Raw genomic sequence first — 26601 nt, 5'->3', positions numbered from 1 at the left:
ATGACCCATATCCCTAAAGCGGAATACAGCCGTCGCCGCAAGGCCCTGATGGCGCAGATGGAACCCAACAGCATCGCGATCCTGCCCGCTGCCGCGGTGGCGATCCGCAACCGCGACGTCGAGCATGTCTATCGTCAGGACAGCGACTTTCAGTACCTCAGTGGATTCCCCGAACCGCAGGCGGTCATCGTCCTGATGCCCGGCCGCGAGCATGGCGAGTACGTGCTGTTCTGCCGTGAACGCAACGCCGAACGTGAGTTGTGGGACGGTCTGCGCGCCGGGCAGGAAGGTGCAATCCGTGATTACGGCGCCGACGACGCGTTCCCGATTACCGACATCGACGACATCCTGCCGGGCCTGATCGAAGGCCGCGACCGGGTGTATTCGGCGATGGGCAGCAACCCGGAGTTCGATCGCCACCTGATGGACTGGATCAACGTGATCCGCTCCAAGGCGCACCTCGGCGCCCAGCCGCCGAACGAATTCGTTGCCCTGGATCACCTGCTGCACGACATGCGCCTGTATAAATCGGCGGCAGAAGTGAAGGTGATGCGCGAAGCCGCACGGATCTCCGCTCAGGCCCACATCCGGGCGATGCAGGCCAGTCGGCCGGGTTTGTACGAGTACAGCCTTGAAGCCGAACTCGATTACGAATTCCGCAAGGGCGGGGCGAAGATGCCGGCTTACGGCTCGATTGTCGCCGCCGGACGCAACAGCTGCATCCTGCATTACCAGCAGAATGACGCGCTGCTCAAGGACGGCGATCTGGTATTGATCGACGCCGGTTGCGAAATCGACTGCTACGCCAGCGACATCACTCGCACCTGGCCGGTCAACGGCAAGTTCTCGCCAGAGCAAAAAGCGATTTACGAGTTGGTGCTGGCCTCGCAGGAAGCCGCATTCGCTGAAATCGCCCCGAACAAAAATTGGAATCAGGCGCACGAAGCCACGGTTCGGGTGATTACCACGGGGCTGGTAAAACTTGGATTGCTGCAAGGCGAGGTCGACGAATTGATCGCGACCGAAGCTTACAAAGCGTTTTACATGCACCGTGCCGGGCACTGGCTGGGCATGGATGTACACGACGTCGGCGAATACAAGGTCGGCGGCGAATGGCGGGTGCTGGAGGTCGGCATGGCGCTGACCGTGGAGCCGGGCATCTACATCGCCCCGGACAACCAGAACGTAGCAAAGAAATGGCGCGGCATTGGCGTGCGCATCGAGGATGACGTGGTAGTGACCAAAACCGGTTGTGAAATATTGACCAGCGGCGTACCGAAAACCGTCGCCGAGATTGAAGCGCTGATGGCGCAAGCACGGACCCACGCGGCATGAGTCGAGTCAATCTGGCAATCATCGGCGGCGGCCTGGTCGGCGCCAGTCTGGCGCTGGCCTTGCAGGCCGGGGCCAAGGCGCGCGGCTGGAAAATCGTCCTGATCGAACCGTTCGCCCCCGGCGACAGCTGGCAGCCGAGCTACGACGCCCGTTCATCGGCGCTGTCCTTCGGTTCGCGGCAGATCTACCAGCGGCTGGGTGTGTGGCAGGAGATTTCCCGCCGCGCCGAGCCGATCAAACAGATTCACGTCTCCGATCGGGGTCGCTTCTCCACTGCCCGTCTGTCGGCGATGGAAGAGGGCGTGCCGGCCTTGGGTTACGTGGTGGAAAACGCCTGGCTCGGCCAGTGCCTGTGGCAGCACCTGGATAAAGACGTGATCAGATGGCGTTGCCCGGCGGAAGTCACGCGCATGGAGCCGCTGCCCGACGGTTATCGCCTGACCCTCAACGATGAAACCACGCTCGAATGTGATCTGGCGGTGCTGGCCGATGGTGGCCGCTCCGGTCTGCGCGAGCAGTTGGGCATCAACGTACGCAAGCGTCCGTACAACCAGAGCGCGCTGATCGCCAACATCACCCCGAGCGAGGCGCACAACGGCATGGCCTTCGAGCGCTTCACCGACGAAGGGCCGATGGCCTTGCTGCCGCTGCCGGACAACCGCTGTGCGCTGGTCTGGACCCGCCTGGGCATGGACGCGCAGCGTTTGGCCGATTTGAGCGAGCGCGATTTCCTCAGCGAACTGCAGGGCGTATTCGGCTACCGCCTCGGCACCCTGAAACAGGTTGGCGCGCGGCATCTGTACCCGTTGTCGCTGGTCGAGGCCGAAGAGCAGGTGCGCTCGCATCTGGCCGTACTCGGCAACGCTGCACACAGCCTGCACCCGATTGCCGGGCAGGGTTTCAACCTGTCCCTGCGTGATGCCGATGCCTTGGCCGCCGCACTGCTCGCCAGCGACCAGCCGCTGGGCGACTTCGCCACGTTGCAGGCCTATCGCGAGCGCCAGCGGCTGGATCAGGACCTTACAGTAGGCTTCTCCGATCAGGTCACCCGCCTGTTCGGCAGCACCCAGCCGCTGGTGTCGCTGGGGCGCAACATTGGCTTGCTCGGTCTCGATCTGCTGCCACCGGCCAAGCGCTGGTTCGCCCGTCAGGCCATGGGGCTGGGGACGCGGCCGGATGCTTGAGCGGCGGGTCGACACTTTCACTTTCAGCAGCGCGCCGCTAACTGGCGCGCTCGCTAAAACCCTTTACGGGCGGCGCATGCCGCCAGCGAGACAGGCTTAAAGCATGGAAATGCGCGCAGATCTGCTGATTGTCGGAGCCGGAATGGTCGGCAGCGCCCTCGCGTTGGCGCTGCAGGACAGTGGCCTGGAAGTGTTGCTGCTCGACGGCAGCCCGCTGAGCGTCAAACCGTTCGATGCCGCCGCGCCGTTCGAGCCGCGAGTGAGCGCCTTGTCGGCGGCCAGCCAGCGGATTCTCGAACGCCTTGGCGTGTGGGACGGCATCGCCAAACGCCGCAGCAGCCCGTACACCGACATGCATGTGTGGGACGGCAGCGGCACCGGGCAGATTCATTTCTCGGCGAGCAGTGTGCACGCCGATGTGCTGGGGCATATTGTCGAAAACCGCGTGGTGCAGGATGCCTTGCTCGATCGTTTGCACGACTGCGATCTGGGCATGCTGGCCAACGCACGGCTGGAACAGATGCGCCGCTCCGGAGATGACTGGCTGCTGACCCTGGCCGATGGTCGCCAGTTGCGTGCGCCGCTGGTGATTGCAGCGGACGGCGCCCATTCGGCGGTGCGCCGGCTGACCGGCGTCGCCACCCGCGAGTGGGATTACCTGCACCACGCCATCGTCACCAGCGTGCGCAGCAGCAGGCCGCACCGGATGACCGCGTGGCAGCGTTTCACCGATCACGGGCCGCTGGCGTTCCTGCCGCTGGAGCGCGACGGGCAGCAGGACTGGTGCTCGATCGTCTGGTCGACCACCCCGAGTGAAGCCGAACGCCTGATGGCGCTGGATGAAGCCGCGTTCTGCCGAGAACTGGAGCGTGCGTTCGAAGGTTGCCTGGGCGAAGTGCTCAGCGCTGACCCACGGTTGTGCGTGCCGTTGCGTCAACGGCATGCCAAGCGCTACGTCGCCGAAGGGTTGGCGTTGATCGGCGATGCGGCGCACACCATTCACCCGTTGGCCGGGCAGGGGGTGAACCTGGGCTTCCTCGATGCGGCGGTGCTGGCTGAAGTGTTATTGCAAGCCGCCGAACGTGGCGAACGGCTGGCGGATGTGAAAGTGCTGAGCCGCTACGAGCGCCGGCGCATGCCGCACAACCTGGCGCTGATGGCGGCGATGGAGGGCTTCGAACGCTTGTTCCAGGCCGACCCGTTGCCAGTGCGCTGGTTGCGCAATGCCGGGTTGAAGCTGGTGGAGCAGATGCCCGAGGCCAAGGCTCTCTTTGTTCGTGAAGCACTTGGCCTCACAGGCGACCTCCCCGCGCTCGCCAAAGCCTGAGTCGATAACGCTCTCTGTAGGAGCTGCCGAAGGCTGCGATCTATTGATCTTGTTTTAAGCTCAAAAGATCGCAGCCGCGTTTCACTCGGCAGCTCCTACAGGGGGTGTGTTGCCCTGTGCAACATCTGGTAACTCCTTGGAAAAGAGTTCGATTGAGGTGGTAAATGTGAGTCCTTATCATTTGGCCCACATTTTCCGACCGAGAGATCACTCCCATGTTGGCACCCAAGCGTCTTCTGACTGCACTGGCCCTGACCCTGATCGGCAGCACTACCGCCCAGGCCGCCGACGAGGTGGTGGTCTACTCCTCGCGTATCGATGAGCTGATCAAACCGGTGTTCGACGCCTACACCGCGAAAACCGGGGTGAAGATCAAGTTCATCACCGACAAGGAAGCGCCGCTGATGCAGCGGATCAAGGCCGAAGGTGCAAACGCCAGCGCCGACCTGCTGCTCACCGTCGATGCCGGCAACCTCTGGCAAGCCGAACAGATGGGCATCCTGCAGCCGTTCACCTCGAAGACCATCGACGCCAATATTCCCGCGCAATACCGTTCGTCCACCCATGCCTGGACCGGCCTGAGCCTGCGCGCGCGGACCATCGCTTACTCCACCGAGCGCGTTAAGCCGGGCGAACTGACCACCTACGAAGCGCTAGCCGACAAGAATTGGGAAGGACGCCTGTGCCTGCGCACGGCGAAGAAGGTCTACAACCAGTCGCTGACCGCGACCATGATCGAAGTGCACGGCGCCGAGAAGACCGAGAAGATCCTCAAAGGCTGGGTCAACAACCTGTCCACCGATGTGTTCTCCGACGACGTCGCGGTGCTGGAAGCGATCAACGCCGGGCAGTGCGACGTCGGCATCGTCAACACCTACTACTACGGTCGCCTGCACAAGCAGAAACCGGACCTGCCGGTAAAACTGTTCTGGCCGAATCAGGCCGATCGTGGCGTGCATGTAAACCTGTCCGGTATCGGCCTGACCCAACATGCACCGCACCCGGAGGCAGCCAAGGCGCTGGTCGAATGGATGACCACACCTGAAGCGCAGAAAATCTTCGCCGACGTGAACCAGGAATTCCCGGCCAACCCGGCGGTGGCACCTTCGGAAGAAGTGGCAGCGTGGGGCAAGTTCGTCGCTGACACCTTGCCGGTGGAAGTGGCGGGCAAGCGACAGGCTGAAGCGATCCGCATGATGGATCGGGCGGGCTGGAACTAAAACCTGGTTATATCCTGTGGCGAGGGGATTTATCCCCGATGGGGTGCGAAGCACCCCCAATGCCCTTAATCAAAGCGTACTGATACACCGCGGGCGTAGCTTTTACGAATGCTGCGCATCCGATCGGGGATAAATCCCCTCGCCACAATTGGGGCTGGCGTTACGTTTGCGCCGACCTGTGATTTTTTATTAGAGAACCACCTTGGCCCACCCCGCCCAACGCCGCTGGTACCCCATCGTCCTCGCCATTGCCGCGCTGGTGCTGTTGCCCCTGAGTGTCCTGCTATTGTCGTGGCAGACCATCGATCAGCAGATCTGGTCGCACCTGTGGCAAACCCAGATGCCGCGCCTGCTGGGCAACACCCTGACGCTGGTGTTTGGCGTTGGCGTCGGTGTCACGCTGCTCGGTGTCAGTCTCGCGTGGCTCACCAGCCTCTGCGAATTCCCCGGACGCCGCTGGCTCGACTGGGCACTGATGCTGCCGTTCGCCATTCCGGCCTATGTGCTGGCGTTTGTCTTCGTCGGCCTGCTGGACTTTGCCGGCCCGGTGCAAACCCTGTGGCGCGAATGGTTCGGCAGCGGCCTGCGCCTGCCACGGGTGCGCTCCACCGGCGGGGTGATTGTGGTGCTGGTGCTGGTGTTTTATCCCTACGTCTACCTGCTGGCGCGCACCGCGTTTCTTGCGCAGGGCAAAGGCCTGATGGAGGCGGCGCGGGTGCTCGGGCAATCGCCCTGGCAGGCGTTCTGGCGGGTGGCGTTGCCGATGGCGCGGCCAGCGATCGGTGCCGGTGTGGCGCTGGCGCTGATGGAAACCCTGGCGGATTTCGGCGCGGTGTCGGTGTTCAACTTCGACACCTTCACCACCGCCATCTACAAGACCTGGTACGGCTTCTTCAGTTTGCCGAGCGCGGCGCAACTGGCGAGCCTGTTGCTACTGGTGGTGATGCTGGTGCTTTACGGCGAGCGGCGTGCGCGTGGCGCCAACCGGGCGAGCAACGAACGGCCGCGGGTCAAGGCGCTGTATCACTTGCAGGGACTCAAGGCGTTCGCGGCGACCGGGTGGTGCGCTCTGGTCTTTGCCTGTGCGTTCGTGATTCCAGTCCTGCAACTCATTGTGTGGTTCTGGCAGCGCGGGCGCTTTGATCTCGATGAGCGCTACGCCGGACTGATCCTGCACACCTTGTACCTGGGTGGCATGGCAGCCTTGATCACCGTCAGCGTCGCGCTGCTGCTGGCTTTTGCCCGACGACTGGCGCCGACCCGGGCGATCCGTTCCGGAGTCAGTCTGGCCAATCTCGGTTATGCGTTGCCGGGTTCGGTGCTGGCGGTGTCGATCATGCTGGCGTTCAGTTATCTCGATCGCGAACTGGTGATTCCGCTGTCGGGCTGGCTCGGTGGCGCCGGCAAGCCGCTGCTGCTGGGCAGTCTGGCGGCGTTGCTGATGGCCTATCTGGTGCGTTTCATCGCCGTGGCGTACGGGCCGCTGGAAAACAGTCTGGCGCGTATACGGCCTTCATTGCCCGAAGCAGCACGTAGTCTGGGGGTCAGTGGGCCGCGACTGTTTTTCAAAGTGTATCTTCCGCTGTTGCTGCCCGGCACGTTGAGCGCGGCGTTGCTGGTGTTCGTCGATGTGCTCAAGGAAATGCCCGCGACCCTGCTGATGCGCCCGTTTGGCTGGGACACGCTGGCGGTGCGGATCTTCGAAATGACCAGCGAGGGCGAGTGGGCACGGGCGTCGCTGCCGGCGCTGACCTTGGTGTTGGTCGGCCTGTTACCGGTCATTGGCCTGATCCGCCGCTCGGCGCACCGAAACACTTAGTAGTGAGTCCTGAATCATGCGGCTACAATGCGCGGCATTCGGTGCGGTTCGTCTGACAGACCCGTTCGCTGAAATCGGCTGAAAGCCTTCTATTTAGCGGCTTTCACCCCGTGCAGCGGCTGTCCGCACCTTCGCCACGCCCGGAAGGAGAAACCCATGGGACAGCGTACGCCTCTGTATGACCTGCATCTCGCCCTCGGCGCGAAGATGGTCGATTTTGGCGGTTGGGACATGCCACTGCATTACGGCTCGCAGGTCGAGGAACACCACGAGGTGCGTCGCGATTGCGGGGTGTTCGATGTTTCCCACATGACCGTGATCGATGTCACCGGTGTCCAGGCCAAGGCCTGGCTGCAGCATTTGCTGGCCAATGACGTCGAGCGCCTGCATCGCCCCGGCCGCGCGCTCTACAGCACGATGCTCAACGAGCGTGGCGGCATCGTCGACGACATGATCGTCTATCGCCTCGAAGACCGTTATCGTCTGGTATTCAACGCCTCCACTCGCGACCAGGATCTGGCGTGGATGCAGGCGCAGGTCGCCGGTTACGACGTGCAATTGCATGAGCGTCAGGATCTGGCGATGCTCGCCATTCAAGGCCCGCAGGCCCGGCAGAAAATTGCCGAACTGGTGACCCAGTCCCGCGCCGAACTGATCAAACATCTCAAACCGTTCGAAGCTCACGTCGATGGCGACTGGTTCATCGCCCGCACCGGATATACCGGTGAGGATGGCCTGGAAATCGCCTTGCCGGCCGAGCAAGCGCCGGGATTTTTCAACGATCTGGTCGGTGCCGGCATTTCGCCGATCGGCCTCGGCGCCCGCGACACGCTACGGGTCGAGGCAGGGATGAACCTCTACGGCCAGGACATTCATCAGGATGTCTCGCCGCTGGCGTCCAATATGGCCTGGAGCATTGCCTGGGAACCGGCCTCGCGGCAGTTCATCGGGCGTGCTGCGCTGGAAGCGGAAAAAGCCGCCGGCGTTGCGCACAAACTGGTGGGGCTGGTGCTTGAGGAACGCGGTGTTTTACGCGCCCATCAGGTGGTTCGTATCGCCGATGTTGGCGAAGGAGAGATCACCAGTGGTAGTTTCTCTCCTACGCTGAGCAAATCGATTGCCCTGGCGCGTGTACCGATGGCCACCGCCGACCGCGCCGAAGTGGAAATCCGTGGCAAGTGGTATCCGGTACGAGTGGTCAAACCGACCTTCGTGCGCCATGGCAAAACCTTGATCTAACCTTTTCCGGCGGGCCTGACCGCTGACAATTTTTTGAGGACACCAAGCATGAGCAATATCCCCGCCGAACTGCGTTTTGCCGAAAGTCATGAGTGGGCGCGTCTGGAAGCCGACGGCACCGTTACCGTGGGCATCAGCGATCACGCGCAGGAAGCACTGGGCGATGTGGTGTTCGTCGAGTTGACTGAAGTGGGCAAGGTGTTTGCTGCTGAGGATCAAGCTGGCGTGGTTGAGTCGGTGAAAGCGGCCTCCGATATCTACTCGCCGATTGCCGGCGAAGTCATCGCTGTCAACGAAGAGCTGAGCGGCTCTCCGGAATTGCTGAACTCCGATCCGTACGGGGCGTGGATCTTCAAGCTCAAGCCAGCCAACGCTGCTGATCTGGACAAGCTGCTGGACGCCGCCGGCTACAAGGCTGCAATCGGCGAATAATCCTCGCTCTGTAGGAGCTGCCGCAGGCTGCGATCTTTTGATTTTGTTTTTGAAGCAAGATCAAAAGATCGCAGCCTGCGGCAGCTCCTACAGGCATGGCGGTTCAGGGCTTCAATACGGCTTTGACTGCCGCCACTGAACGCTCGACGTCGTCCTTGGTCATGCTGGTGAACATCGGCAACGACACAATCAGTCGCCCGACGCGTTCGGCCACCGGCAACATCCCTTCCTTGAAACCGCGCTCGCGGTACAGACTCAACAAGTGAATCGGCGGGTAGTGATAGCCGATGCCGATGCCTTTGGCCTGCATCTGTTCCATGAACGTGGCCCGCGCCGGCAAGCCGTCCTTGCGCTCCGGCAGCACCAGCTGGAATAGATGCCAGTTGCTGTGGGTGAAATCCGCTGGCGGCAGTTGTGCGCCATAGGTCACTTCGAAGTCATCGCCAAAGCATTTGAAGTAATGACGGGCCAGTTCCTGACGATGGGCGGTCAGCGCCTCGATATGGGCGAATTGACCCAGACCGATGGTCGCGGCGACGTCGGTCATGTTGAACTTGCCGCCGAGCACATCAACGTCGAGACCGTCGAAGCCGTTGCGGGTCACACCTTGCAGGCGATATTTCTCCGCCAGCCGCGCTTCTTCTGCAGTGCTCAGCACCAGACAGCCGCCCTCGGAACAGGTCACGTTCTTGTTGGCCTGGAAACTGAACGACACGAAGTCGCCAGTGGCGCCGATGCGCTGGCCATTCCAGCTCGAACCCAACGCCTGCGCGGCGTCTTCGACAATCCGCAGATTGTGTTTGCGCGCGATGGCATATAGCCGATCCATGTCCACCGGCAGGCCTGCGAGGTACACCGGGATCAGCGCTTTGGTGCGCGGGGTGATCGCTGCTTCGAGCTTGTCCAGATCAATGTTGCGGGTCACCGGGTCGATGTCGGCGAACACCGGCGTGGCGCCGACTTCGAGGATCACGTTGGCGGTGGCGACCCAGGAAATCGGCGTGGTGATCACTTCGTCACCCGGGCCGATGCCGGCGATGCGCAGGGCGATTTCCATGGTGCAGGTGCCGGAGTTGAACGTGCGCACCGGGCGCCGGCCGAAGTATTCCGACAGCTGTGCTTCAAAGGCCTGTACCTTCGGCCCGCTGGTGATCCAGCCGGAGCGCAGCACGTCGCCGACGGCGGCAATCGTGGCTTCATCGATGACAGGTTTTGAAAACGGCAGGAACGGCAGTTGGCTCATGAGGGTTCGATCATCCGCAAGTTGGACGCCTGATGCAGGCGCTACAGCATGCCCCGGAACACCCGGCGCCGCCAAGCCGTGCGCGTCGGGATCGGCTGCTATGCTGGTTTGACCGTGTTGCATTGACGCCGAGCGCCAGCCAAGAGAGAGCCTGTCATGTCCCAGTTGCCATCCTTGAGCCAGTTACGCGACCCCGAAGCCTTCCTGCGCCGCCATTTGGGTCCCGATGCCGCCGAACAACAGGCGATGCTCGATAGCCTGGGCCTCGGCAGCCGGGTCGAACTGATCGAGCAGACGGTGCCGCCGGGCATTCGCCTGAACCGGGCACTGGACTTGCCGCCGGCCCTCGACGAGCAGGCGGCGCTGGCCAAACTGCGCGGTTACGCCGAGCAGAATCAGGTGTGGACCAGTCTGATCGGCATGGGCTACTACGGCACGCTGACGCCGACCGTCATTCTGCGTAACGTGCTGGAAAATCCTGGTTGGTACACCGCGTACACTCCGTATCAACCGGAGATTGCCCAGGGCCGTCTTGAGGCGCTGCTGAATTTCCAGCAACTGACCATCGACCTCACCGGGCTGGAACTGGCCAACGCCTCGTTGCTCGACGAAGCTACCGCTGCGGCGGAAGCCATGGCCCTGGCTAAACGCGTGGCGAAGTCGAAGAGCAATCTGTTCTTCGTCGACGAAAACTGTCATCCGCAGACCATTTCCGTGGTGCAGACCCGCGCCGAAGGCTTCGGCTTTGAGCTGATCATCGACGCTGTGGATAACCTCAGCCAGCATCAGGTGTTCGGCGCATTGCTGCAGTATCCCGACACCCACGGCGAGATTCGTGATTTGCGTCCGGTCATCGATCAACTGCACGCGCAGCAGGCGCTGGCCTGCGTCGCTACGGATCTGCTGAGTCTGTTGCTGCTGACGCCACCGGGTGAACTGGGCGCTGACGTGGTGTTCGGATCATCCCAACGCTTTGGCGTGCCAATGGGCTACGGTGGCCCGCACGCGGCGTTTTTCGCCAGCCGTGAGGCGTACAAACGGGCGATTCCCGGACGGATCATTGGCGTGTCGAAAGATGCTCGTGGCAATGTCGCGTTGCGCATGGCCCTGCAAACCCGCGAGCAACATATTCGCCGCGAGAAGGCCAATTCGAACATCTGCACCGCGCAGGTGCTGCTGGCCAACATCGCCAGTTGCTACGCGGTGTATCACGGGCCGCAAGGCTTGAAACGCATCGCCCAGCGCGTGCACCGCTTGACCTGCATCCTGGCGGCGGGCCTTGAGCGCCATGGTATTGCGCGAGTCAACGGGCAGTTTTTCGACACCCTCACGCTGGAGGTCGGCGGCGCGCAGAGCGCAATCATCGACAGCGCCAGGGCTGCGCAGATCAATCTGCGGATTCTCGGCCGTGGTCGAGTCGGGTTGAGCCTCGACGAGACGTGCGATGAAAGCACGGTGGCCAAACTGTTCGACGTGCTGCTCGGTGCCGATCATGGTTTAAACGTCGAGCAACTCGATGCAGAAACGTTGGTTTCAGGCATCCCCGACAGCCTCCAGCGCAAGACGCCTTACTTGCGCCATCCGGTGTTCAACGCACATCACAGCGAAACCGAGATGCTGCGCTACCTCAAGCAACTGGAGAACAAGGATCTGGCGCTCAACCAGTCGATGATCCCGTTGGGTTCCTGCACCATGAAGCTCAACGCCACCAGTGAGATGATCCCGATCACCTGGCCGCAGTTCGCCAATCTGCACCCGTTTGCGCCTCGGGAGCAGGCAGTCGGATACACCTTGATGATCGAAGAACTGCAGCGCTGGCTGTGCGCGATCACCGGGTTCGATGCGATCTGCATGCAGCCCAACTCCGGGGCTCAGGGCGAGTACGCCGGGCTGCTGGCGATTCGCAAATATCACGAGAGCCGGCAGCAGGGCGCACGGGATATTTGCCTGATCCCGTCCTCGGCCCACGGCACCAACCCGGCCTCGGCGCAGATGGCCGGGATGCGCGTGGTGATCGTCGAATGCGACGAGGCCGGCAACGTCGATCTGGACGACCTGAAAACCAGAGCGGCCGAGGCGGGGGACAAATTGTCGTGCCTGATGGCGACCTATCCGTCGACCCATGGCGTGTACGAGGAAGGCATCAGCGAGATCTGCGAAGTTATCCACCAGCACGGCGGGCAGGTGTATATGGACGGCGCCAATCTCAACGCGCAGGTCGGGCTGGCGCGGCCGGCGGACATCGGCGCCGATGTGTCGCACATGAACCTGCACAAGACGTTCTGCATTCCCCATGGCGGTGGCGGGCCGGGCATGGGGCCGATCGGCATTCGCGCGCACCTGGCGCCGTTCGTCGCCAGTCATCCGGTCGTGCCGATTGACGGCCCGCTGCCGCAGAACGGCGCGGTCAGCGCGGCGCCGTGGGGCAGTGCGAGTATTTTGCCGATCAGTTGGATGTACATCGCAATGATGGGGCCGCAATTGGCGGATGCCAGCGAAGTGGCAATCCTCGCGGCGAACTATCTGGCCCAGCATTTATCCGGCGCATTCCCGGTGCTGTACACCGGGCGCAACGGGCGGGTGGCCCATGAATGCATTCTCGATCTGCGGCCGTTGAAGGCGCAGACCGGGATCAGCGAAGAAGACGTCGCCAAGCGCCTGATGGATTACGGCTTTCACGCGCCAACCATGTCATTCCCGGTGCCGGGGACGTTGATGGTCGAGCCGACCGAGAGCGAATCCAAGGCCGAACTGGACCGGTTTATCGGCGCCATGCTGAGCATCCGTGCAGAAATCACCGAAGTGCAGAACGGCAACTGGCCGGCGGAAGACAACCCGCTCAAGCGTGCGCCGCATACCTTGGCCGATGTCACCGGAGTCTGGGAGCGGCCTTACAGCATCGAGCAGGGCATCACCCCGGATGCACACACCAAGGCGCACAAGTATTGGCCGGCGGTGAATCGGGTGGATAACGTTTATGGCGACCGCAACCTGTTTTGTGCCTGCGTCCCGGTGGACGAGTACCGCTGATTTCCAGGTTGTACAACCGCCCAAATGTGGGAGCGAGCCTGCTCGCGAAGGCGTCGTGTCAGAAGACAAACATGTATCTGACCCACTTTATTTGCGAGCAGGCTCGCTCCCACAGAGGTTGTGGTGAATTCGACATTACGGGCAAAAAAATGCCGCTCGATCGAGCGGCATTTTTGTTGGCGCCCGGTTTACTCGGAAGCCACTGCGTTCTTCGCCAGAATCGCATTCGCCAGTTCCATGTCCGTGGCCTGCAGGCCCGGATTGTCGGCGCGGACTTTCTGCATGGCTGCTTCCAGGTATGGCCCACGAATGCTGCCATCGCTGGCGACGAAGCTGCCGGCGTCGTCCTGCGCGGCAACGATCAGCTTGTGATCCTTGAAGGTCAGGTAGGTCGAACCGGTGGTGGCGCCGGACGAAATGACGTTACGCCAAAAGCTGTCGGCCATCGCTGAACCAACGGGAAGGGACAGCAAGGCAAGGGTGGCGACAGCAAGTTTTAGACGCATGATTGAGTGACTCCTGGGGGTTAACTACGGCGTTGGATAACGATTCCCCGATCCGGTTCCGTAGCGGCCTATTTCTGCTCGCTCTGCGGTGTCACCCGCAGCACCTCTTCAAGGGTGGTCAGCCCTGCCGCGACCTTCTGCGCACCTGAAAGGCGCAGGCTGCGCATACCTTCCTTGAAGGCTTGTCGACGGATGGCAGTAAGGTCGGTGTCCGGGGTGATGAGGGTTTTGAGGCTGTCGCTCAATTGCATGATTTCGTAAACCCCGGCGCGCCCGCGATAACCGGTGTCGCGGCACTCGAGGCAGCCGATCGCCCGTTGCGCATTGCCCGGCAGCGGCGCCTGCCAGGGGCGGGTCAGGGTCTGCCAGTCTTCCTCTTCCAGCGTCAGCGGCGCCTTGCAGTGCGGGCACAGGGTACGCACCAGACGCTGGGCCATGACCCCGAGCACCGTGGCCTTGATCAGGTAGTGCGGCACGCCGAGTTCGAGTAATCGGCTGATAGCGCTGGGGGCATCGTTGGTGTGCAGGGTCGACAGCACCAGGTGGCCAGTGAGCGCCGCCTGAATCGCCATTTCCGCGGTTTCCAGGTCGCGAATCTCGCCGATCATGATGATGTCCGGGTCTTGTCGCATCAGTGCGCGTACCCCGGCGGCGAAACTCAGCTCGATGTTGTGCTGCACCTGCATCTGATTGAACGCCGGCTCGACCATTTCGATCGGGTCTTCGATGGTGCAGAGGTTGATCTCCGGCGTCGCCAGTTTCTTCAGCGTGGTGTAGAGCGTGGTGGTCTTGCCCGAACCGGTTGGCCCGGTGACCAGGATGATGCCGTTGGGCTGGCGTGTCATGTCCTGCCAGCGGCGCAGGTCATCGGCGGAAAAGCCCAACTGATCGAAGTCCTTGAGCAGCACTTCCGGGTCAAAAATCCGCATGACCATTTTTTCGCCAAACGCGGTGGGCAGCGTCGAGAGCCGCAGCTCCACCTCGCCGCCGTCCGGGGTCTTGGTCTTGACCCGGCCGTCCTGGGGTTTGCGCTTCTCGGCGACGTTCATCCGCCCGAGGCTTTTCAGGCGGCTGACGATCGCCATGGTCACCTGCGGCGGGAATTGATAGACGTTGTGCAACACGCCATCGATACGAAAGCGCACGGTACCCTGTTCGCGGCGCGGTTCGATGTGAATGTCGCTGGCGCGTTGCTGGAAGGCGTACTGGAACAGCCAGTCGACGATGTTGACGATGTGTGCGTCGTTGGCGTCCGGCTCCTGATCGCTGGCGCCGAGGTTGAGCAGTTGTTCGAAGTTGCCGAGGTTGCCGCTTTGCTGATCGGCATTGCTGGCGCCGCTGACCGATTTGGCGAGGCGGAAGAACTCGACGCTGAAGCGCTGGATGTCCACCGGGTTGGCGACCACCCGTTTGATCGGCAGCTTCAGCACGTGAGTCAGGTCGGCTTCCCAAGCGGTGACGTAGGGCTGGGCACTGGCCACGACCACGGCGTCGCGGTCGACCGCCACCGCAAGAATCCTGTGCCGCTGGGCAAAGGCGTAGGACATCAGCGGGGTGATCGCGGCGACGTTGATCTTCAACGGGTCGATGCGCATGTACGGCTGGCCGGCCTGCTGCGCCAGCCACAAGGTCAGGCTTTCCAGATCCAGATGTTTACCCGGACGGCTGAGGTCATCCAGCTGCTGGCTGGCAATGAACTCCAGCGGATGCTGCTGGCCGTGGGTCGCGTGGCGGCGCCGGGCGTTGAGCGCCTGCTCCGCCGAATCCTGGCTGATGAAGCCTTGGGCGACCAATTCACGCAACACATCGTTGAGATCCAGCCAGCGGTCCTGAGTGGCGAGTTGAACGGACATGCGGGCTCCTTTTGAACGACAGTTCGCAAAGGATAGTCGTGGCCCCGCAGACCGTTGGGCCACTACCCGACAAAGCCGTTGCCGGATTTTTCAGCCAACCGCTTGCGCGGGCGTATCCCACGCCGCGTCGGCGTTTTGCAGGTTGACCGAGCAGACGCTGATCAGGTTACGAAGTTTTTCCGCAATCACTTGGGCGCGATGCCAACTGAAACCGCCCATGACGATGTCGATCGACATCAAGTCGTCCATCCGCTGCACATTGACCTGTTCAGGCGTCAGGAACTGCAGCGCGAACAGGTTCAGCACCCGCACCAGCAGATCCGGCTCGGCTTCGGCGAGGATCTGATACTGCGCCAGGCAATGGCTGTTGTTGACGTTCCAGACATCGGCCCGGGTTGGTGCGGTATTCACGGTTTCGAGGTGCGGCATGGCGAGTCTCCAAAAAACACTGGAGAAATTTTTACATTCGGTGCCGGGCATTTCTTGGCTAAGATCGATGTTATTGGCGAATGATCGACCAGTTTGATTCGCATTAATTCATATTTGAGGTTTTTCTATGCACAGCGAGCTGGACAGCTACGACCGCAGGATTCTCGCCCTGCTGCAAGAGGACGCTTCCTTGTCCAGCGCTCAGATCGCCGAGCAGGTGGGCCTGTCGCAGTCACCGTGCTGGCGGCGTATTCAGCGAATGAAGGAGGAGGGGATTATTCGCGGTCAGGTGACCTTGCTTGATCGCAAGAAGATCGGCCTGAACACGCAGATCTTCGCCGAAATCAAGCTCAACGCCCACGGGCGGTCGAACTTCACCGAATTCACCGAGGCGATTCGCGGTTTTCCGGAGGTTCTGGAGTGCTACGTGCTGATGGGCGCGGTAGATTTTCTGTTGCGGATTGTCGCGGCGGACATCGAGGCGTATGAGCGGTTCTTTTTCGAGAAACTGTCGCTGGTGCCGGGGATTCAGGAAGTGAATTCGATTGTGGCGCTGTCGGAGATCAAGTCCACCACCAGCCTGCCGGTCATGCGCTGATGGCCTCTGTGGCGAGGGGATTTTTCCCGATGGGTCGCGAAGCGGCCCCGCTTTAGTCGAAAGCAGGGGACTGCTGCGCAGTCCATCGGGGATGAATCCCCTCACCATACAGTCATCACATGCGCAGCAGCATTTTCCACGCACGATTCTGATAAACCGCAATCGCCTGCTGCTTGCGCGCATCGAGCAGTTCGTCAGTGATGGTCGGTTCGTTGGCCAGTTGTGCCAGTTTGTTCAGTTCGCCGTACAGGCGATCCATTTCCGCGATCTCCAGCACGTTGCGCGCGTGGTGCAGCCAGACCTGGATGCGCTCGATGCGCGGCAGTTGTTCGGCCAGATCTTCCGGTTGCTGCTGATAGCGCTGCAATTGCAGGGAGGTGGCTTCTTCGCCCAGCAGGCGCGGCAGCCAGCTGTGCAATTGCGCGGCGCCCTGGCGGTTGCCGCGGGTGTTGCGCTCGGCGGTCCAGGCGCGGGCCAGCAGCCAGCGTGATGCGGTCAGCGAGAACAGGCCCCAGCGCGGGTCTTCCAGTTCTTCGAGGAATTGCTCCGGCGCCGCCTTGCGCACGTCTTCGTCTTCGATGCCGACCTGAACCAGCGGGCGCCAGTCTTCGAGCAATGCGTCCAGCGCCACGCGCAGGTCGTGAGTGGCCGGACGCGGTGCCGCCTGGCCGAGGCTGCTGAGCAGGGCGCGCATTTCGGCGAGGTTCTCGACCCAGTCCTGCAGCAGGCGCCAGTGGCCATTGAAGCGATATTGTTCGGCCAGACGCTGGCTGCTGCCGAGCAAGTGCCAGGCCAGTGCGGCGAAGGCGTCGTCGAGTGGGGTTTCCGGGGTCAGTTGCGGCGCCGGCAGGCTCAGCGAGTAGCTGTTGGCGTCGTACAGACGGTAGCCGCGCTCGGCCTTGCTGATGTCGCAGGGCATCAGGGCCAGGGTTTCGGCCAGCTCGGCGGCCAGTTCCAGCAGTGCGGCCGGCTCGCCTTCGCGCAATTCCAGTTCCAGCTCGCAGATTTCTTCTTTCTGTTTGCCGACCACCACATGACCGAGGTCCAGCGCAGCTTCGATGACCACTTTGGCCTTGCCGCGGCCCCAGGCGATTTCCGCACGCTCGCGGACGAAATCGGTGGTGAAGATCGGTTTCAGGGTTTTCTTGTCCAGCTCGGCCAGCGACTCGGGCCAGCATTCGCCGTCGAGTTTCTTCACGTCGAGCTTGGCTTTGGGCAACTTCCAGTCGTATTCATTACGCTCGGACAGACCGGCAACACTCTGGCCGCGGGTCTTGAGGGTCTGAATCACTTCGTCACCGTCCTTGCGCAGGCGCAGGGCAACTTTGGCCTGGGCCAGGTCGCGCTCGGGGGTGTCGAAGTACTGGTTCATCAACTCACGGCGTTCCCAGCCATTTTTGTTGCGTTTTTTCAGTAGCGGGTGCTCGCGCAGGGCTGCGAGGGTTTCGCGGCTGACGCGGAGTTTGATTTCGGTTTCTTTCTGCATGGCCGGAAAATCCAGGATCGGGAGCGCAGCCGGGGGAATGTGTGGCTGCCAAGGCCGTGCAGTGTACAGGACTCAAACTTCCTACGCCCTGCGGCGGTTTATTCCTGGCGCCGGATGGCTCTATGATGGACTTCAAATCGGAGTTGGAGTCAGCGATGCCTTTGCCGTCCATGCAAGACCAGTTCGCTGCACTGATCGCCGCACCGTCGGTCAGCTGCACCCAACCGGGCCTGGATCAGTCCAACCGGGCGGTGATCGATTTGCTCGCCGGCTGGCTGGGTGATCTGGGCTTCAGTTGCGACATCCAGCAGGTCAGCCCCGGCAAATTCAACCTGCTCGCCACTTTCGGCAGCGGCCCCGGCGGCCTGGTCCTGGCCGGGCACAGCGATACCGTGCCTTATGACGATGCGCTGTGGCAGACCGATCCGCTGAAGCTCACCGAAGTTGACGGCCGCTGGGTCGGGCTGGGCAGTTGCGACATGAAGGGCTTTTTCGCGCTGATCATCGAGGCCGTGCAGCCGCTGCTCGATCAACCGTTCAAGCAACCGCTGCTGATTCTCGCCACCTGTGATGAAGAAAGTTCGATGTCCGGTGCCCGCGCCCTGGCCGAGGCCGGCAAGCCGTTGGGCCGGGCGGCGGTGATCGGCGAGCCGACCGGGCTCAAGCCGATTCGCATGCACAAGGGCATCATGATGGAGCGCATCGATATCCTCGGGCAAAGCGGCCATTCGTCGGATCCGCGTTTGGGGCACAGTGCCCTCGAAGCGATGCACGATGCCATCGGCGAGCTGCGCGGTTTGCGCCTGTTGTGGCAGCGTGAATTCAACAATCCGCAGTTCAGCGTGCCGCAACCGACGATGAACTTCGGTTGTATTCATGGCGGCGACAACCCGAATCGCATCTGTGGCCAGTGTTCGCTGGAGTTCGACCTGCGTCCGTTGCCGGGCATGGACCCGAAAGTGCTGCGTGCGGAGATCCTGCGCAAGCTCAATCCCGTGGCCGAGCGGCACCAGGTGAAGATCGATTATAAACCGTTGTTCCCGGAAGTACCGCCGTTCGAACAGGCCGAAGACGCCGAATTGGTACGCATCGCCGAAAAGCTCACCGGCCATCGTGCCGAAACAGTGGCGTTTGGCACCGAAGCGCCTTATCTTCAGCGCCTTGGCTGCGAAACCATCGTGCTCGGCCCCGGCGACATCGCCTGTGCCCACCAGCCCGGCGAATACCTCGAAATGTCACGTTTGCAGCCTACCGTGCATCTATTGCGGCAGTTGGTTGAACATTACTGCCTGAAGAATTGAACACATCCCTTGTAGGCGCTGCCGAAGGCTCGGGCCGCGTTCGGACGATCTTTTGATCTTGTCTCTTAAAAACAAAGTCAAAAGATCGCAGCCTGCGGCAGCTCCTACAGGGGAAGACGTTAAATTAGTGGGAATCCAACCCGTATTCATGAGGAGAACGCGCGTGTCGCCAAGCCTGTTCCGACGATAACCATCAGCCCGCTGTGCGTTTTCCGTTTCGCCCTTTTTTCCGGCTGCTATTTATTACAGGCCCAGGTTCATGCCCGAATACGTCAATTGGCTTCGTCACGCGTCCCCTTACATCAACGCTCACCGCGACTGCACGTTCGTCGTCATGCTGCCCGGCGACGGTGTGGAGCATCCGAACTTCGGCAACATCGTCCACGACCTGGTGCTGTTGCACAGCCTCGGTGTGCGTCTGGTGCTGGTCCACGGTTCGCGTCCGCAGATTGAAACCCGCCTCGCCGCTCGCGGCCTGACCCCGCACTATCACCACGGCATGCGCATCACCGATGCGGCAACCCTGGAATGTGTGATCGATGCAGTCGGTCAGTTGCGCATCGCCATTGAAGCGCGGCTGTCGATGGACATGGCCTCGTCGCCGATGCAAGGCTCGCGTCTGCGGGTGGCCAGCGGCAACCTGGTCACGGCGCGGCCGATCGGCGTACTCGAGGGTGTCGACTATCACCACACCGGCGAAGTGCGCCGGGTCGACCGTAAAGGCATTAATCGCCTGCTCGACGAGCGCTCGATCGTGCTGCTGTCGCCGCTGGGCTACTCGCCGACCGGGGAAATCTTCAACCTCGCCTGCGAAGACGTCGCCACCCGCGCCGCCATCGACCTCGGTGCCGACAAGCTGTTGCTGTTCGGCGCTGACCTCGGTCTGATTGACGAAAACGGCAAACTGGTGCGCGAACTGCGGCCGCAACAGGTGCCTGCGCATCTGGCGCGTCTGGGCAACAACTATCAGGCCGAACTGCTGGATGCCGCCGCCGAGGCCTGCCGTGGCGGTGTCGCGCGCAGCCATATCGTCAGCTACGCCGAAGACGGCGCGCTGCTGACCGAACTGTTCACCCGCGATGGTGGCGGTACGCTGGTGGCTCAGGAGCAATTCGAACTGGTGCGCGAGGCGGCGATTGAAGACGTCGGCGGTTTGCTTGACCTGATCAGTCCGCTGGAGGAGCAGGGGATTCTGGTGCGTCGCTCGCGCGAAGTGCTGGAGCGCGAGATCGAGCAGTTCAGTGTGGTTGAGCGTGAAGGGATGATCATTGCCTGTGCAGCGCTGTACCAGATTGCCGATTCGGACGCCGGTGAGCTGGCGTGCCTGGCGGTGAATCCGGAGTACCGCCATGGCGGTCGCGGCGATGAGTTGCTGGAGCGCATCGAGACCCGTGCCCGGGCGCAAGGGTTGAAAACCCTGTTCGTGCTCACTACCCGTACCGCGCACTGGTTCCGCGAGCGCGGGTTCGAGCCTAGCAGCGTCGAACGCCTGCCGGCGGCGCGGGCATCGCTGTACAACTATCAGCGCAATTCGAAGATCTTCGAAAAGACCCTGTAATTCGAGTCCCCTGTAGGAGCTGCCGAAGGCTGCGATCTTTTGATCTAGATTCAGAAAACCAAAGTCAAAAGTTCGCAGCCTTCGGCAGCTCCGACCGGGGACTCGAATTACAGGGTCTTTTCGAAGATCTTCGAAAAGACCCTGTAATTCGAGTCCCCTGTAGGAGCTGCCGAAGGCTGCGATCTTTTGATCTTGATTCAGAAAACCAAAGTCAAAAGATCGCAGCCTTCGGCAGCTCCTACAGGGGACTCGAATTACAGGGTCTTTTCGAAGATCTTCGAAAAGACCCTGTAATTCGAGTCCCCTGTAGGAGCTGCCGCAGGCTGCGATCTTTTGATCTTGATTCAGAAACCCAAAGTCAAAAGATCGCAGCCTTCGGCAGCTCCTACAGGGTTTTGTGTTTACTCAGCGATGAACTTCGCACTGACGTACGGCGAATAATCCGGCAGCACCGTCTCGACCTTGCCCTGTTCCTTCAAAAACTTCGCCGTCTCACCAATCGCTTTCGCCGTGCCACCGTCCAGCAGTGCGGTGGATTGCTGCGCCTTGGCATCCGGGAAGGCCGAACCGGCCAGCAGCTCCGGCACGTCGGCCGCATTGGCACCCGTCAGTTTTGCGATTTTCTGCACCGGCGCCGAGTCCGCTGTCCAGCTGTCCTTATGGCTGGCGTAATCGGCAAACGCATCTAGAGTGACCTTGGCAAACCTGGCCACCACCTCAGGATGCTTTTCGGCGTAGTCCTTGCGCGCGACCCAGACTTCGAAGGTCGGTGCGCCCCATTGGCCGACTTGTGCGGCATCGGTCAGGGTCTTGCCGGTCTTGCGGATTTCCCCCAGCGCCGGCGACCAGACAAACGCGCCATCTATATCTCCACGCTTCCACGCCGCTGCGATTTCTGCGGGCTGCAGGTTCACCACTTTGACTTTCGAGGTGTCCAGGCCCCAGTGCTTGAGTGCGCCGAGCAGGCTGTAGTGGGAAGTGGAAACGAAAGGCGTGGCGATGGTCTTGCCGACCAGGTCCTGCGGGGTATTGATCCTGCTGCCATTGCGCACCACCAGCGCCTCGGCGGCGTTAATCTGCGCTGAAACAATGAAAGCGACGATCGGCAGATTGCGCGATGCGGCCGCTGCCAAAGGACTGGAGCCAAGGTTGCCGATCTGTACGTCGCCTGATGCGATGGCTGTCACAACTTCCGGGCCGCTATTGAAGCGACGCCAGTCGATTTTCTCGCCGATGGTCTTCTCGTAGACGCCGTCGGCCTGAGGGACTTTGCTCGGGTCGATACCGGTTTGATAGCCAACGGTGAGGTTGGCGGCATGGGCGGAAAAAGAAATCAGCGCCGATACACAAACTGTAACAAATTGACTAGATAGTGCGCGTTTGGCCATCATGGCGTCGCCTTTTCGATAGGGTTTGACGAATCGGGGTTGCGCCAAAGCTAATCGATATAAAAAAAGGCTAACAAATACCATTTAGGAATGAGCTTAGTCGCCGATACGCTGTTTCCCGGCGGAGGTGGCACGATACTGGCCATATTTCGAAATGATATTAAAAAGAATTAATAAATTCTTTTTGGGTTTATCAGGAAATCTTTACTCTGCACGGACCAAATCACTGCGATTAGACCTTGGTCGTAGACACACAAGGTTACGATTGACTTGTCAGTCACGGTCTGGCGCTAATCGCGCATCTTAGGATCCAGGGCATCAGACCCCGGGCCAGGAACACAAGAATTAGAAACGAGAGGAGCTTTACATGAACAAGTCCACCTTGGCCCTGGCTGTGGCCGTAGGGGTTTTGGCGCAGCAGGCAGGCGCCGCCGGTTTCATTGAAGACAGCAAAGCTACTTTGGGGCTGCGTAACTTCTACATCAACACTGATAACCGTGACTCCGGCACCAAAGCGGCTGGCGCTCAGAACAAGAACGAAGAATGGGGCCAAGGCTTCGATCTGCGTTTCATCTCCGGTTACACCCAAGGCACCGTAGGCTTCGGTATCGATGCCATCGGCCTGTTGGGCGTGCGTCTGGATTCGGGCGGCGGCACCAACGGTGCAACCTCGACGTCCTACGGTGGCACCGTGTTCCCGAGCAAGTCCAATGGCGAAGCTGTTGATAACTTCTCGAGTCTGGGCCTGACCGCCAAGGCCAAAATCTCTCAGACCGAACTGAAGCTGGGCACGTTGCAGCCAAAGAACCCGGTCATCGTGACCAACGACGGTCGTCTGCTGCCACAAACCTGGCAGGGTGGCCAGATCACTTCCGGCGAGATCAAGGACCTGACTCTGGTCGCTGGTCAGATCGAAGCAGTGAAAGGGCGTAACTCCAGCAACAACGAGAACCTGTCTGTTGGCGGTGCGAACGCTCGCGTGGCCAACAGCAACAAGTTCTACTACGCCGGTGGTGACTACAAAATCACCAAGGACCTGACTGCCCAGTACTACTACGGCAACCTGGAAGACTTCTACAAGCAGCACTTCCTGGGTCTGGTTCACAACTGGGCAATCGGCCCAGGCGTACTGAAGTCTGACTTCCGCTACTTCCACAGCAGCGACGACGGCGCCAACGGCAACACCGCCGCCTACTTCGGCAACGGTAACTACGTCGGCAATGTCAGCGGTAAAGGTCCGATCGACAACAACCTGTACAGCGGCCTGTTCCTGTATACCGTTGAAGGTCACACTTTCGGTGGCGGCTATCAGGTTTCCAACGGCAGCTCCGACTTCCCTTGGCTCAACCAGGGCGACGGTTCGTCGAACTACACCATTACCGACATGCAGATCCAGAAGTTCGGTCGTGCTGGCGAGAAAACCTGGCAAGCACGCTACTCGTATGACTTCGCCAAAGTCGGCCTGCCAGGCCTGACCGCCGGCATGGTCTACCTGCGCGGCAGCGACATCGACACCGTGGGTTCCAACCGTCGTGAGAACGGCAACGGCAACTCCGAGTGGGAACGCGATCTGACCATCGGTTACGTTATTCCTGAAGGCCCGGCCAAAAACCTGGGCTTCATGTGGAAAAACGCTACCTGGCGCAACGACATCCCAGGTCAGCGTGACCAGGATGAAAACCGCCTGATCGTCAGCTACTCGATCCCGCTGCTGTAATAGCGCGCTCAAGCGGCTGATGTAAAAAAGCCCCGTCCGGCATTGCGCCGGACGGGGCTTTTGCATTTTCGGGTCAGGCTCACCCCCGTAAGCCTGTCCCGACATTCCCTTCTTTTGCAGCTACTCAAGGCCTTCTCGAACCTTGGGGTCGATGTTCGTCGCGATGACGACGAGCGTCCAGTGAACGATGTTTAATATTCATTTAAGTGCTAGATATCTAGTTATTTATTCTTTTTCATGATGGCAAATCCCGAGCTACAGTTGAGTTCTCCAACAACTCATCAGGAGCAGCATCATGAGCCTCAGACTCGGCGACATCGCCCCCGACTTCGAACAGGATTCCAGCGCCGGCAAGATTCGTTTTCACGAGTGGCTGGGCGATAGCTGGGGTGTGCTGTTCTCCCACCCGGCCGACTTCACCCCGGTGTGCACCACCGAGCTGGGCTTCACCGCCAAGCTCAAGGATGAGTTCAGCAAGCGCGGCGTCAAAGCCATTGCGCTGTCGGTCGACCCGGTGGACTCGCACCACAAGTGGATCGAAGACATCAACGAAACCCAGAACACAGTCGTCAACTTCCCGATCCTGGCCGATGCCGATCGCAAGGTGTCCGATCTCTATGATCTTATCCACCCGAACGCCAACGACACGCTGACCGTGCGTTCGCTGTTCGTGATCGATCCGAACAAGAAGATCCGCCTGACCATCACCTACCCGGCGAGCACCGGGCGCAACTTCCACGAGATCCTGCGGGTGATCGATTCGCTGCAACTTACCGACAACTACAAGGTGGCCACCCCGGCCAACTGGCAGGACGGTGAGGAGGTGGTGATCGTGCCGTCACTCAAGGACGAGGAAGAGATCAAGCAGCGCTTTCCGAAGGGCTACCGCGCGGTGAAGCCATACCTGCGCCTGACGCCGCAGCCGAATAAGTGAATCCAGTGAGCTATTTGTTGTAGCTACCGGCGCTTTCGTCGGAACGCCGCCCGGAGCAGGCTCGCTCCCACATTTGAAATGCAGTCCCCTGTGGGAGCGAGCCTGCTCGCGAAGGCGTCAGTCCGGGCAGTACAGAATTCAGAACCACTAAGCAGGGGATTTCAGGCCGTTTTCACGGCCTGTTTTTTTGCCCGGAACAAAGCAAACCTCATATCTCTTAAACGCATAACCAAATGAATAAATATGATTTATGGATATATAAATCAGCTGGTAAGGTCACTCCATCGAAGCGAGATCGCAACCCGCGAATCGCCTGTAACGCGCAAGGAATCGTCTGAATGCTGGTCGTCTCACTCGGTGGCAGTCCCAGCCAACGCTCCCGTTCCGGGGTGTTGCTGGAGCGCTCGCAACGCTGGTTGCAGGAGCAGGGGGTGGAGGTGGTGAGTTATCAGGTGCGGGACTTCCCGGCCGAAGACTTGCTCCACGCCCGCTTCGACAGCCCGAAGGTGCTCGACCTGCTGGCGCAGATTGAAAACGCTGACGGTCTGCTGATCGCCACGCCGGTGTACAAGGCGTCGTTTTCCGGCGCGCTGAAGACCGTGCTCGATCTGCTCCCGGAACGCGCCCTGAACCACAAAATTGTGCTGCCGATGGCCACGGGCGGCAGCATCGCCCACATGCTGGTGGTCGATTACGCCCTCAAGCCCGTGCTGTCGGCATTGAAAGCCCAGGAAATGCTGCAAGGGATTTTTGCCGAGGACAGCCAGATTGCTTACGGCGAAGGCAGTGCCCAGGCGCAACTGGCGCCGGCGCTGGAGCAGCGTCTGCACGAAGCACTGGAGCAGTTTGTCAGTGCCATGGCCCGCCGGCCGAAACCGCTGGAGCCGGGGCTGTTGAATGAACGTTTGTTGAGTGCTCGCTGGAGCATTTAAGCCTCACCGAAGTTGAAGTACTGGCCTTACTCGCCCGCCAACGGGCAAGCAGGTGCAGCCACAACCCAACAGCAAAAAGGAGAGCGCTATGCGCACTGTATTTTTGCGTCGTGGTCTGGTCGCTCTGTTTGCTGCGGCTGTGTCCTTCGGCGCCATCACCCAGGCTCAGGCCGAGACGCTAAGAATCGGTTATCAGAAGTACGGCACGCTGGTGCTGCTCAAGGCCAAAGGCACACTGGAAAAACGTCTGGCCGCCCAAGGCGTGGACGTGCAATGGACTGAATTCCCCGGCGGCCCGCAACTGCTCGAAGGCCTGAACGTAGGCTCGATCGACTTCGGTGTTACCGGCGAAACTCCACCGGTATTCGCTCAGGCTGCCGGCGCTGACCTGCTCTATGTCGCCTACGAACCGCCAGCGCCGAACAGCGAAGCGATCCTCGTACCGAAAGACTCGCCGATCAAATCGGTCGGCGATCTGAAGGGCAAGAAAGTCGCGCTGAACAAAGGCTCCAACGTGCACTACTTGCTGGTGCGCGCCCTTGAAGACGCCGGCCTCAAATACGCCGATATCCAGACCGTGTACCTGCCGCCGGCCGATGCCCGCGCCGCGTTCGAACGTGGCAGCGTCGACGCCTGGGTGATCTGGGATCCGTACCAGGCCGCTGCCGAGCAACAGCTGCAAGCGCACACCCTGCGTGACGGCAAAGGCATCGTCGACAACCATCAGTTCTACCTCGCGACCAAACCTTACGCGCAGAAAAATCCCGAGGTGATCAAGACCCTCGTCGAAGAAGTGCGCGCCGTGGGCGAGTGGTCCAAAGCCAATCCTGAAGACGTGACCCGACAGGTCGCGCCACTGCTCGGCCTGCCGGCTGACATCACCCTGACCTCGGTGAAACGCCAGGGCTACGGTGCGCTGTTCCTTACCCCGGACGTGGTCGCCGCGCAACAGAAAATCGCCGACACCTTCTACCAGCTCAAGCTGATTCCCAAGCCGTTGAGCATCAAGGATGTGATCTGGACACCACCGGCCGCTGTGGCCCAAAGCTCGGTCAGCCAAGCCCAGTAAA

21 protein-coding genes are annotated in these 26601 nt (G+C 61.0%); 15 read left to right on the top strand and 6 right to left on the bottom strand.

All coding sequences use genetic code 11. The features are described from left to right. The 7 genes from pepP (at position 1) to gcvH (ending at position 8556) form a co-directional block, all read left to right on the top strand. Positions 1-1335 (top strand): Xaa-Pro aminopeptidase, encoded by a 1335-nt coding sequence (gene pepP / locus HXW87_RS02000; RefSeq protein ID WP_041072078.1) that lies wholly within the window; start codon positions 1-3, stop codon positions 1333-1335. Further along, on the top strand, positions 1332-2519 hold the full coding sequence (gene ubiH / locus HXW87_RS01995; protein ID WP_239778376.1) for a 2-octaprenyl-6-methoxyphenyl hydroxylase: 1188 nt from the start codon (positions 1332-1334) through the stop codon (positions 2517-2519). Before pepP ends, ubiH begins: the two co-directional genes overlap by 4 nt. Positions 2520-2628: 109 nt before the next feature. Then, complete coding sequence (locus tag HXW87_RS01990; protein WP_239779133.1) at positions 2629-3846, top strand: 2-octaprenyl-3-methyl-6-methoxy-1,4-benzoquinol hydroxylase; 1218 nt, start codon at positions 2629-2631, stop codon at positions 3844-3846. Positions 3847-4061: 215 nt separating this feature from the next. Then, positions 4062-5066: an extracellular solute-binding protein gene (locus HXW87_RS01985; protein WP_047297214.1), complete on the top strand. Its 1005-nt coding sequence runs from the start codon at positions 4062-4064 to the stop codon at positions 5064-5066. 202 nt (positions 5067-5268) lie between these two features. After that, positions 5269-6885, top strand: coding sequence for an iron ABC transporter permease (locus HXW87_RS01980; RefSeq protein WP_239778375.1), 1617 nt, complete (start codon positions 5269-5271; stop codon positions 6883-6885). Between the two features lie 156 nt (positions 6886-7041). After that, positions 7042-8124 (top strand): glycine cleavage system aminomethyltransferase GcvT, encoded by a 1083-nt coding sequence (gcvT, locus tag HXW87_RS01975; RefSeq protein ID WP_239778374.1) that lies wholly within the window; start codon positions 7042-7044, stop codon positions 8122-8124. 48 nt (positions 8125-8172) lie between these two features. Beyond that, the gene (gene gcvH / locus HXW87_RS01970) at positions 8173-8556 is read left to right on the top strand and encodes a glycine cleavage system protein GcvH (RefSeq protein ID WP_041072090.1); all 384 of its coding nucleotides are present in this window, start codon (positions 8173-8175) and stop codon (positions 8554-8556) included. A gap of 103 nt (positions 8557-8659) precedes the next feature. Here the strand turns inward: gcvH and HXW87_RS01965 are convergent, their stop codons facing one another. Next, complete coding sequence (locus tag HXW87_RS01965) at positions 8660-9799, bottom strand: DegT/DnrJ/EryC1/StrS aminotransferase family protein (RefSeq protein WP_239778373.1); 1140 nt, start codon at positions 9797-9799, stop codon at positions 8660-8662. Positions 9800-9955: 156 nt separating this feature from the next. Between HXW87_RS01965 and gcvP the strand changes: the two genes are divergently transcribed. Next, positions 9956-12829, top strand: a complete 2874-nt coding sequence (gcvP, locus tag HXW87_RS01960; protein WP_239778372.1) for an aminomethyl-transferring glycine dehydrogenase — start codon at positions 9956-9958, stop codon at positions 12827-12829. A 188-nt stretch (positions 12830-13017) separates the two neighbouring features. Here the strand turns inward: gcvP and HXW87_RS01955 are convergent, their stop codons facing one another. The 3 genes from HXW87_RS01955 to HXW87_RS01945 form a co-directional block, all read right to left on the bottom strand. Then, a complete protein-coding gene (locus HXW87_RS01955; protein WP_198759827.1) occupies positions 13018-13338 on the bottom strand; it encodes a DUF2388 domain-containing protein in 321 nt (106 codons plus the stop codon). A gap of 65 nt (positions 13339-13403) precedes the next feature. Beyond that, positions 13404-15188: a GspE/PulE family protein gene (locus HXW87_RS01950; RefSeq protein ID WP_041072096.1), complete on the bottom strand. Its 1785-nt coding sequence runs from the start codon at positions 15186-15188 to the stop codon at positions 13404-13406. A gap of 90 nt (positions 15189-15278) precedes the next feature. Next, a complete protein-coding gene (locus HXW87_RS01945) occupies positions 15279-15617 on the bottom strand; it encodes a hypothetical protein (protein WP_239778371.1) in 339 nt (112 codons plus the stop codon). A 127-nt stretch (positions 15618-15744) separates the two neighbouring features. Between HXW87_RS01945 and HXW87_RS01940 the strand changes: the two genes are divergently transcribed. Further along, a complete protein-coding gene (locus tag HXW87_RS01940) occupies positions 15745-16215 on the top strand; it encodes an Lrp/AsnC family transcriptional regulator (protein WP_025112016.1) in 471 nt (156 codons plus the stop codon). Between the two features lie 115 nt (positions 16216-16330). Here the strand turns inward: HXW87_RS01940 and HXW87_RS01935 are convergent, their stop codons facing one another. Next, a complete protein-coding gene (locus tag HXW87_RS01935) occupies positions 16331-17701 on the bottom strand; it encodes a CYTH domain-containing protein (protein ID WP_095668062.1) in 1371 nt (456 codons plus the stop codon). A gap of 155 nt (positions 17702-17856) precedes the next feature. Between HXW87_RS01935 and argE the strand changes: the two genes are divergently transcribed. After that, entirely contained in the window at positions 17857-19002 is a 1146-nt protein-coding gene (gene argE / locus HXW87_RS01930) for an acetylornithine deacetylase (RefSeq protein WP_131670655.1), read from the top strand. Between the two features lie 259 nt (positions 19003-19261). Then, positions 19262-20560 (top strand): amino-acid N-acetyltransferase, encoded by a 1299-nt coding sequence (gene argA / locus HXW87_RS01925; RefSeq protein ID WP_007967974.1) that lies wholly within the window; start codon positions 19262-19264, stop codon positions 20558-20560. A 401-nt stretch (positions 20561-20961) separates the two neighbouring features. On the opposite strand, the gene tauA is transcribed toward argA, so the two are convergent. Then, complete coding sequence (gene tauA / locus HXW87_RS01920; protein WP_182402927.1) at positions 20962-21948, bottom strand: taurine ABC transporter substrate-binding protein; 987 nt, start codon at positions 21946-21948, stop codon at positions 20962-20964. Between the two features lie 367 nt (positions 21949-22315). Here tauA and HXW87_RS01915 point away from each other — a divergent pair, with 367 nt between their 5' ends. From HXW87_RS01915 to HXW87_RS01900, 4 genes are all read left to right on the top strand, one after another. Next, entirely contained in the window at positions 22316-23665 is a 1350-nt protein-coding gene (locus HXW87_RS01915) for an OprD family porin (RefSeq protein WP_047297205.1), read from the top strand. Positions 23666-23960: 295 nt separating this feature from the next. Further along, the gene (locus HXW87_RS01910; RefSeq protein ID WP_007913831.1) at positions 23961-24599 is read left to right on the top strand and encodes a peroxiredoxin; all 639 of its coding nucleotides are present in this window, start codon (positions 23961-23963) and stop codon (positions 24597-24599) included. Positions 24600-24937: 338 nt separating this feature from the next. Beyond that, on the top strand, positions 24938-25531 hold the full coding sequence (gene ssuE / locus HXW87_RS01905; protein WP_041072109.1) for an NADPH-dependent FMN reductase: 594 nt from the start codon (positions 24938-24940) through the stop codon (positions 25529-25531). Between the two features lie 88 nt (positions 25532-25619). Further along, positions 25620-26600 (top strand): sulfonate ABC transporter substrate-binding protein, encoded by a 981-nt coding sequence (locus HXW87_RS01900; RefSeq protein WP_239778370.1) that lies wholly within the window; start codon positions 25620-25622, stop codon positions 26598-26600. Position 26601 lies beyond the last annotated feature (1 nt).

The sequence above is a fragment of the Pseudomonas sp. Y5-11 genome (assembly GCF_022368695.1).
Classification (GTDB): domain Bacteria; phylum Pseudomonadota; class Gammaproteobacteria; order Pseudomonadales; family Pseudomonadaceae; genus Aquipseudomonas; species Aquipseudomonas parakoreensis.
Note: the sequence above shows the minus strand (reverse complement) of the source record. Positions and strands in the feature narration are given on the sequence as shown.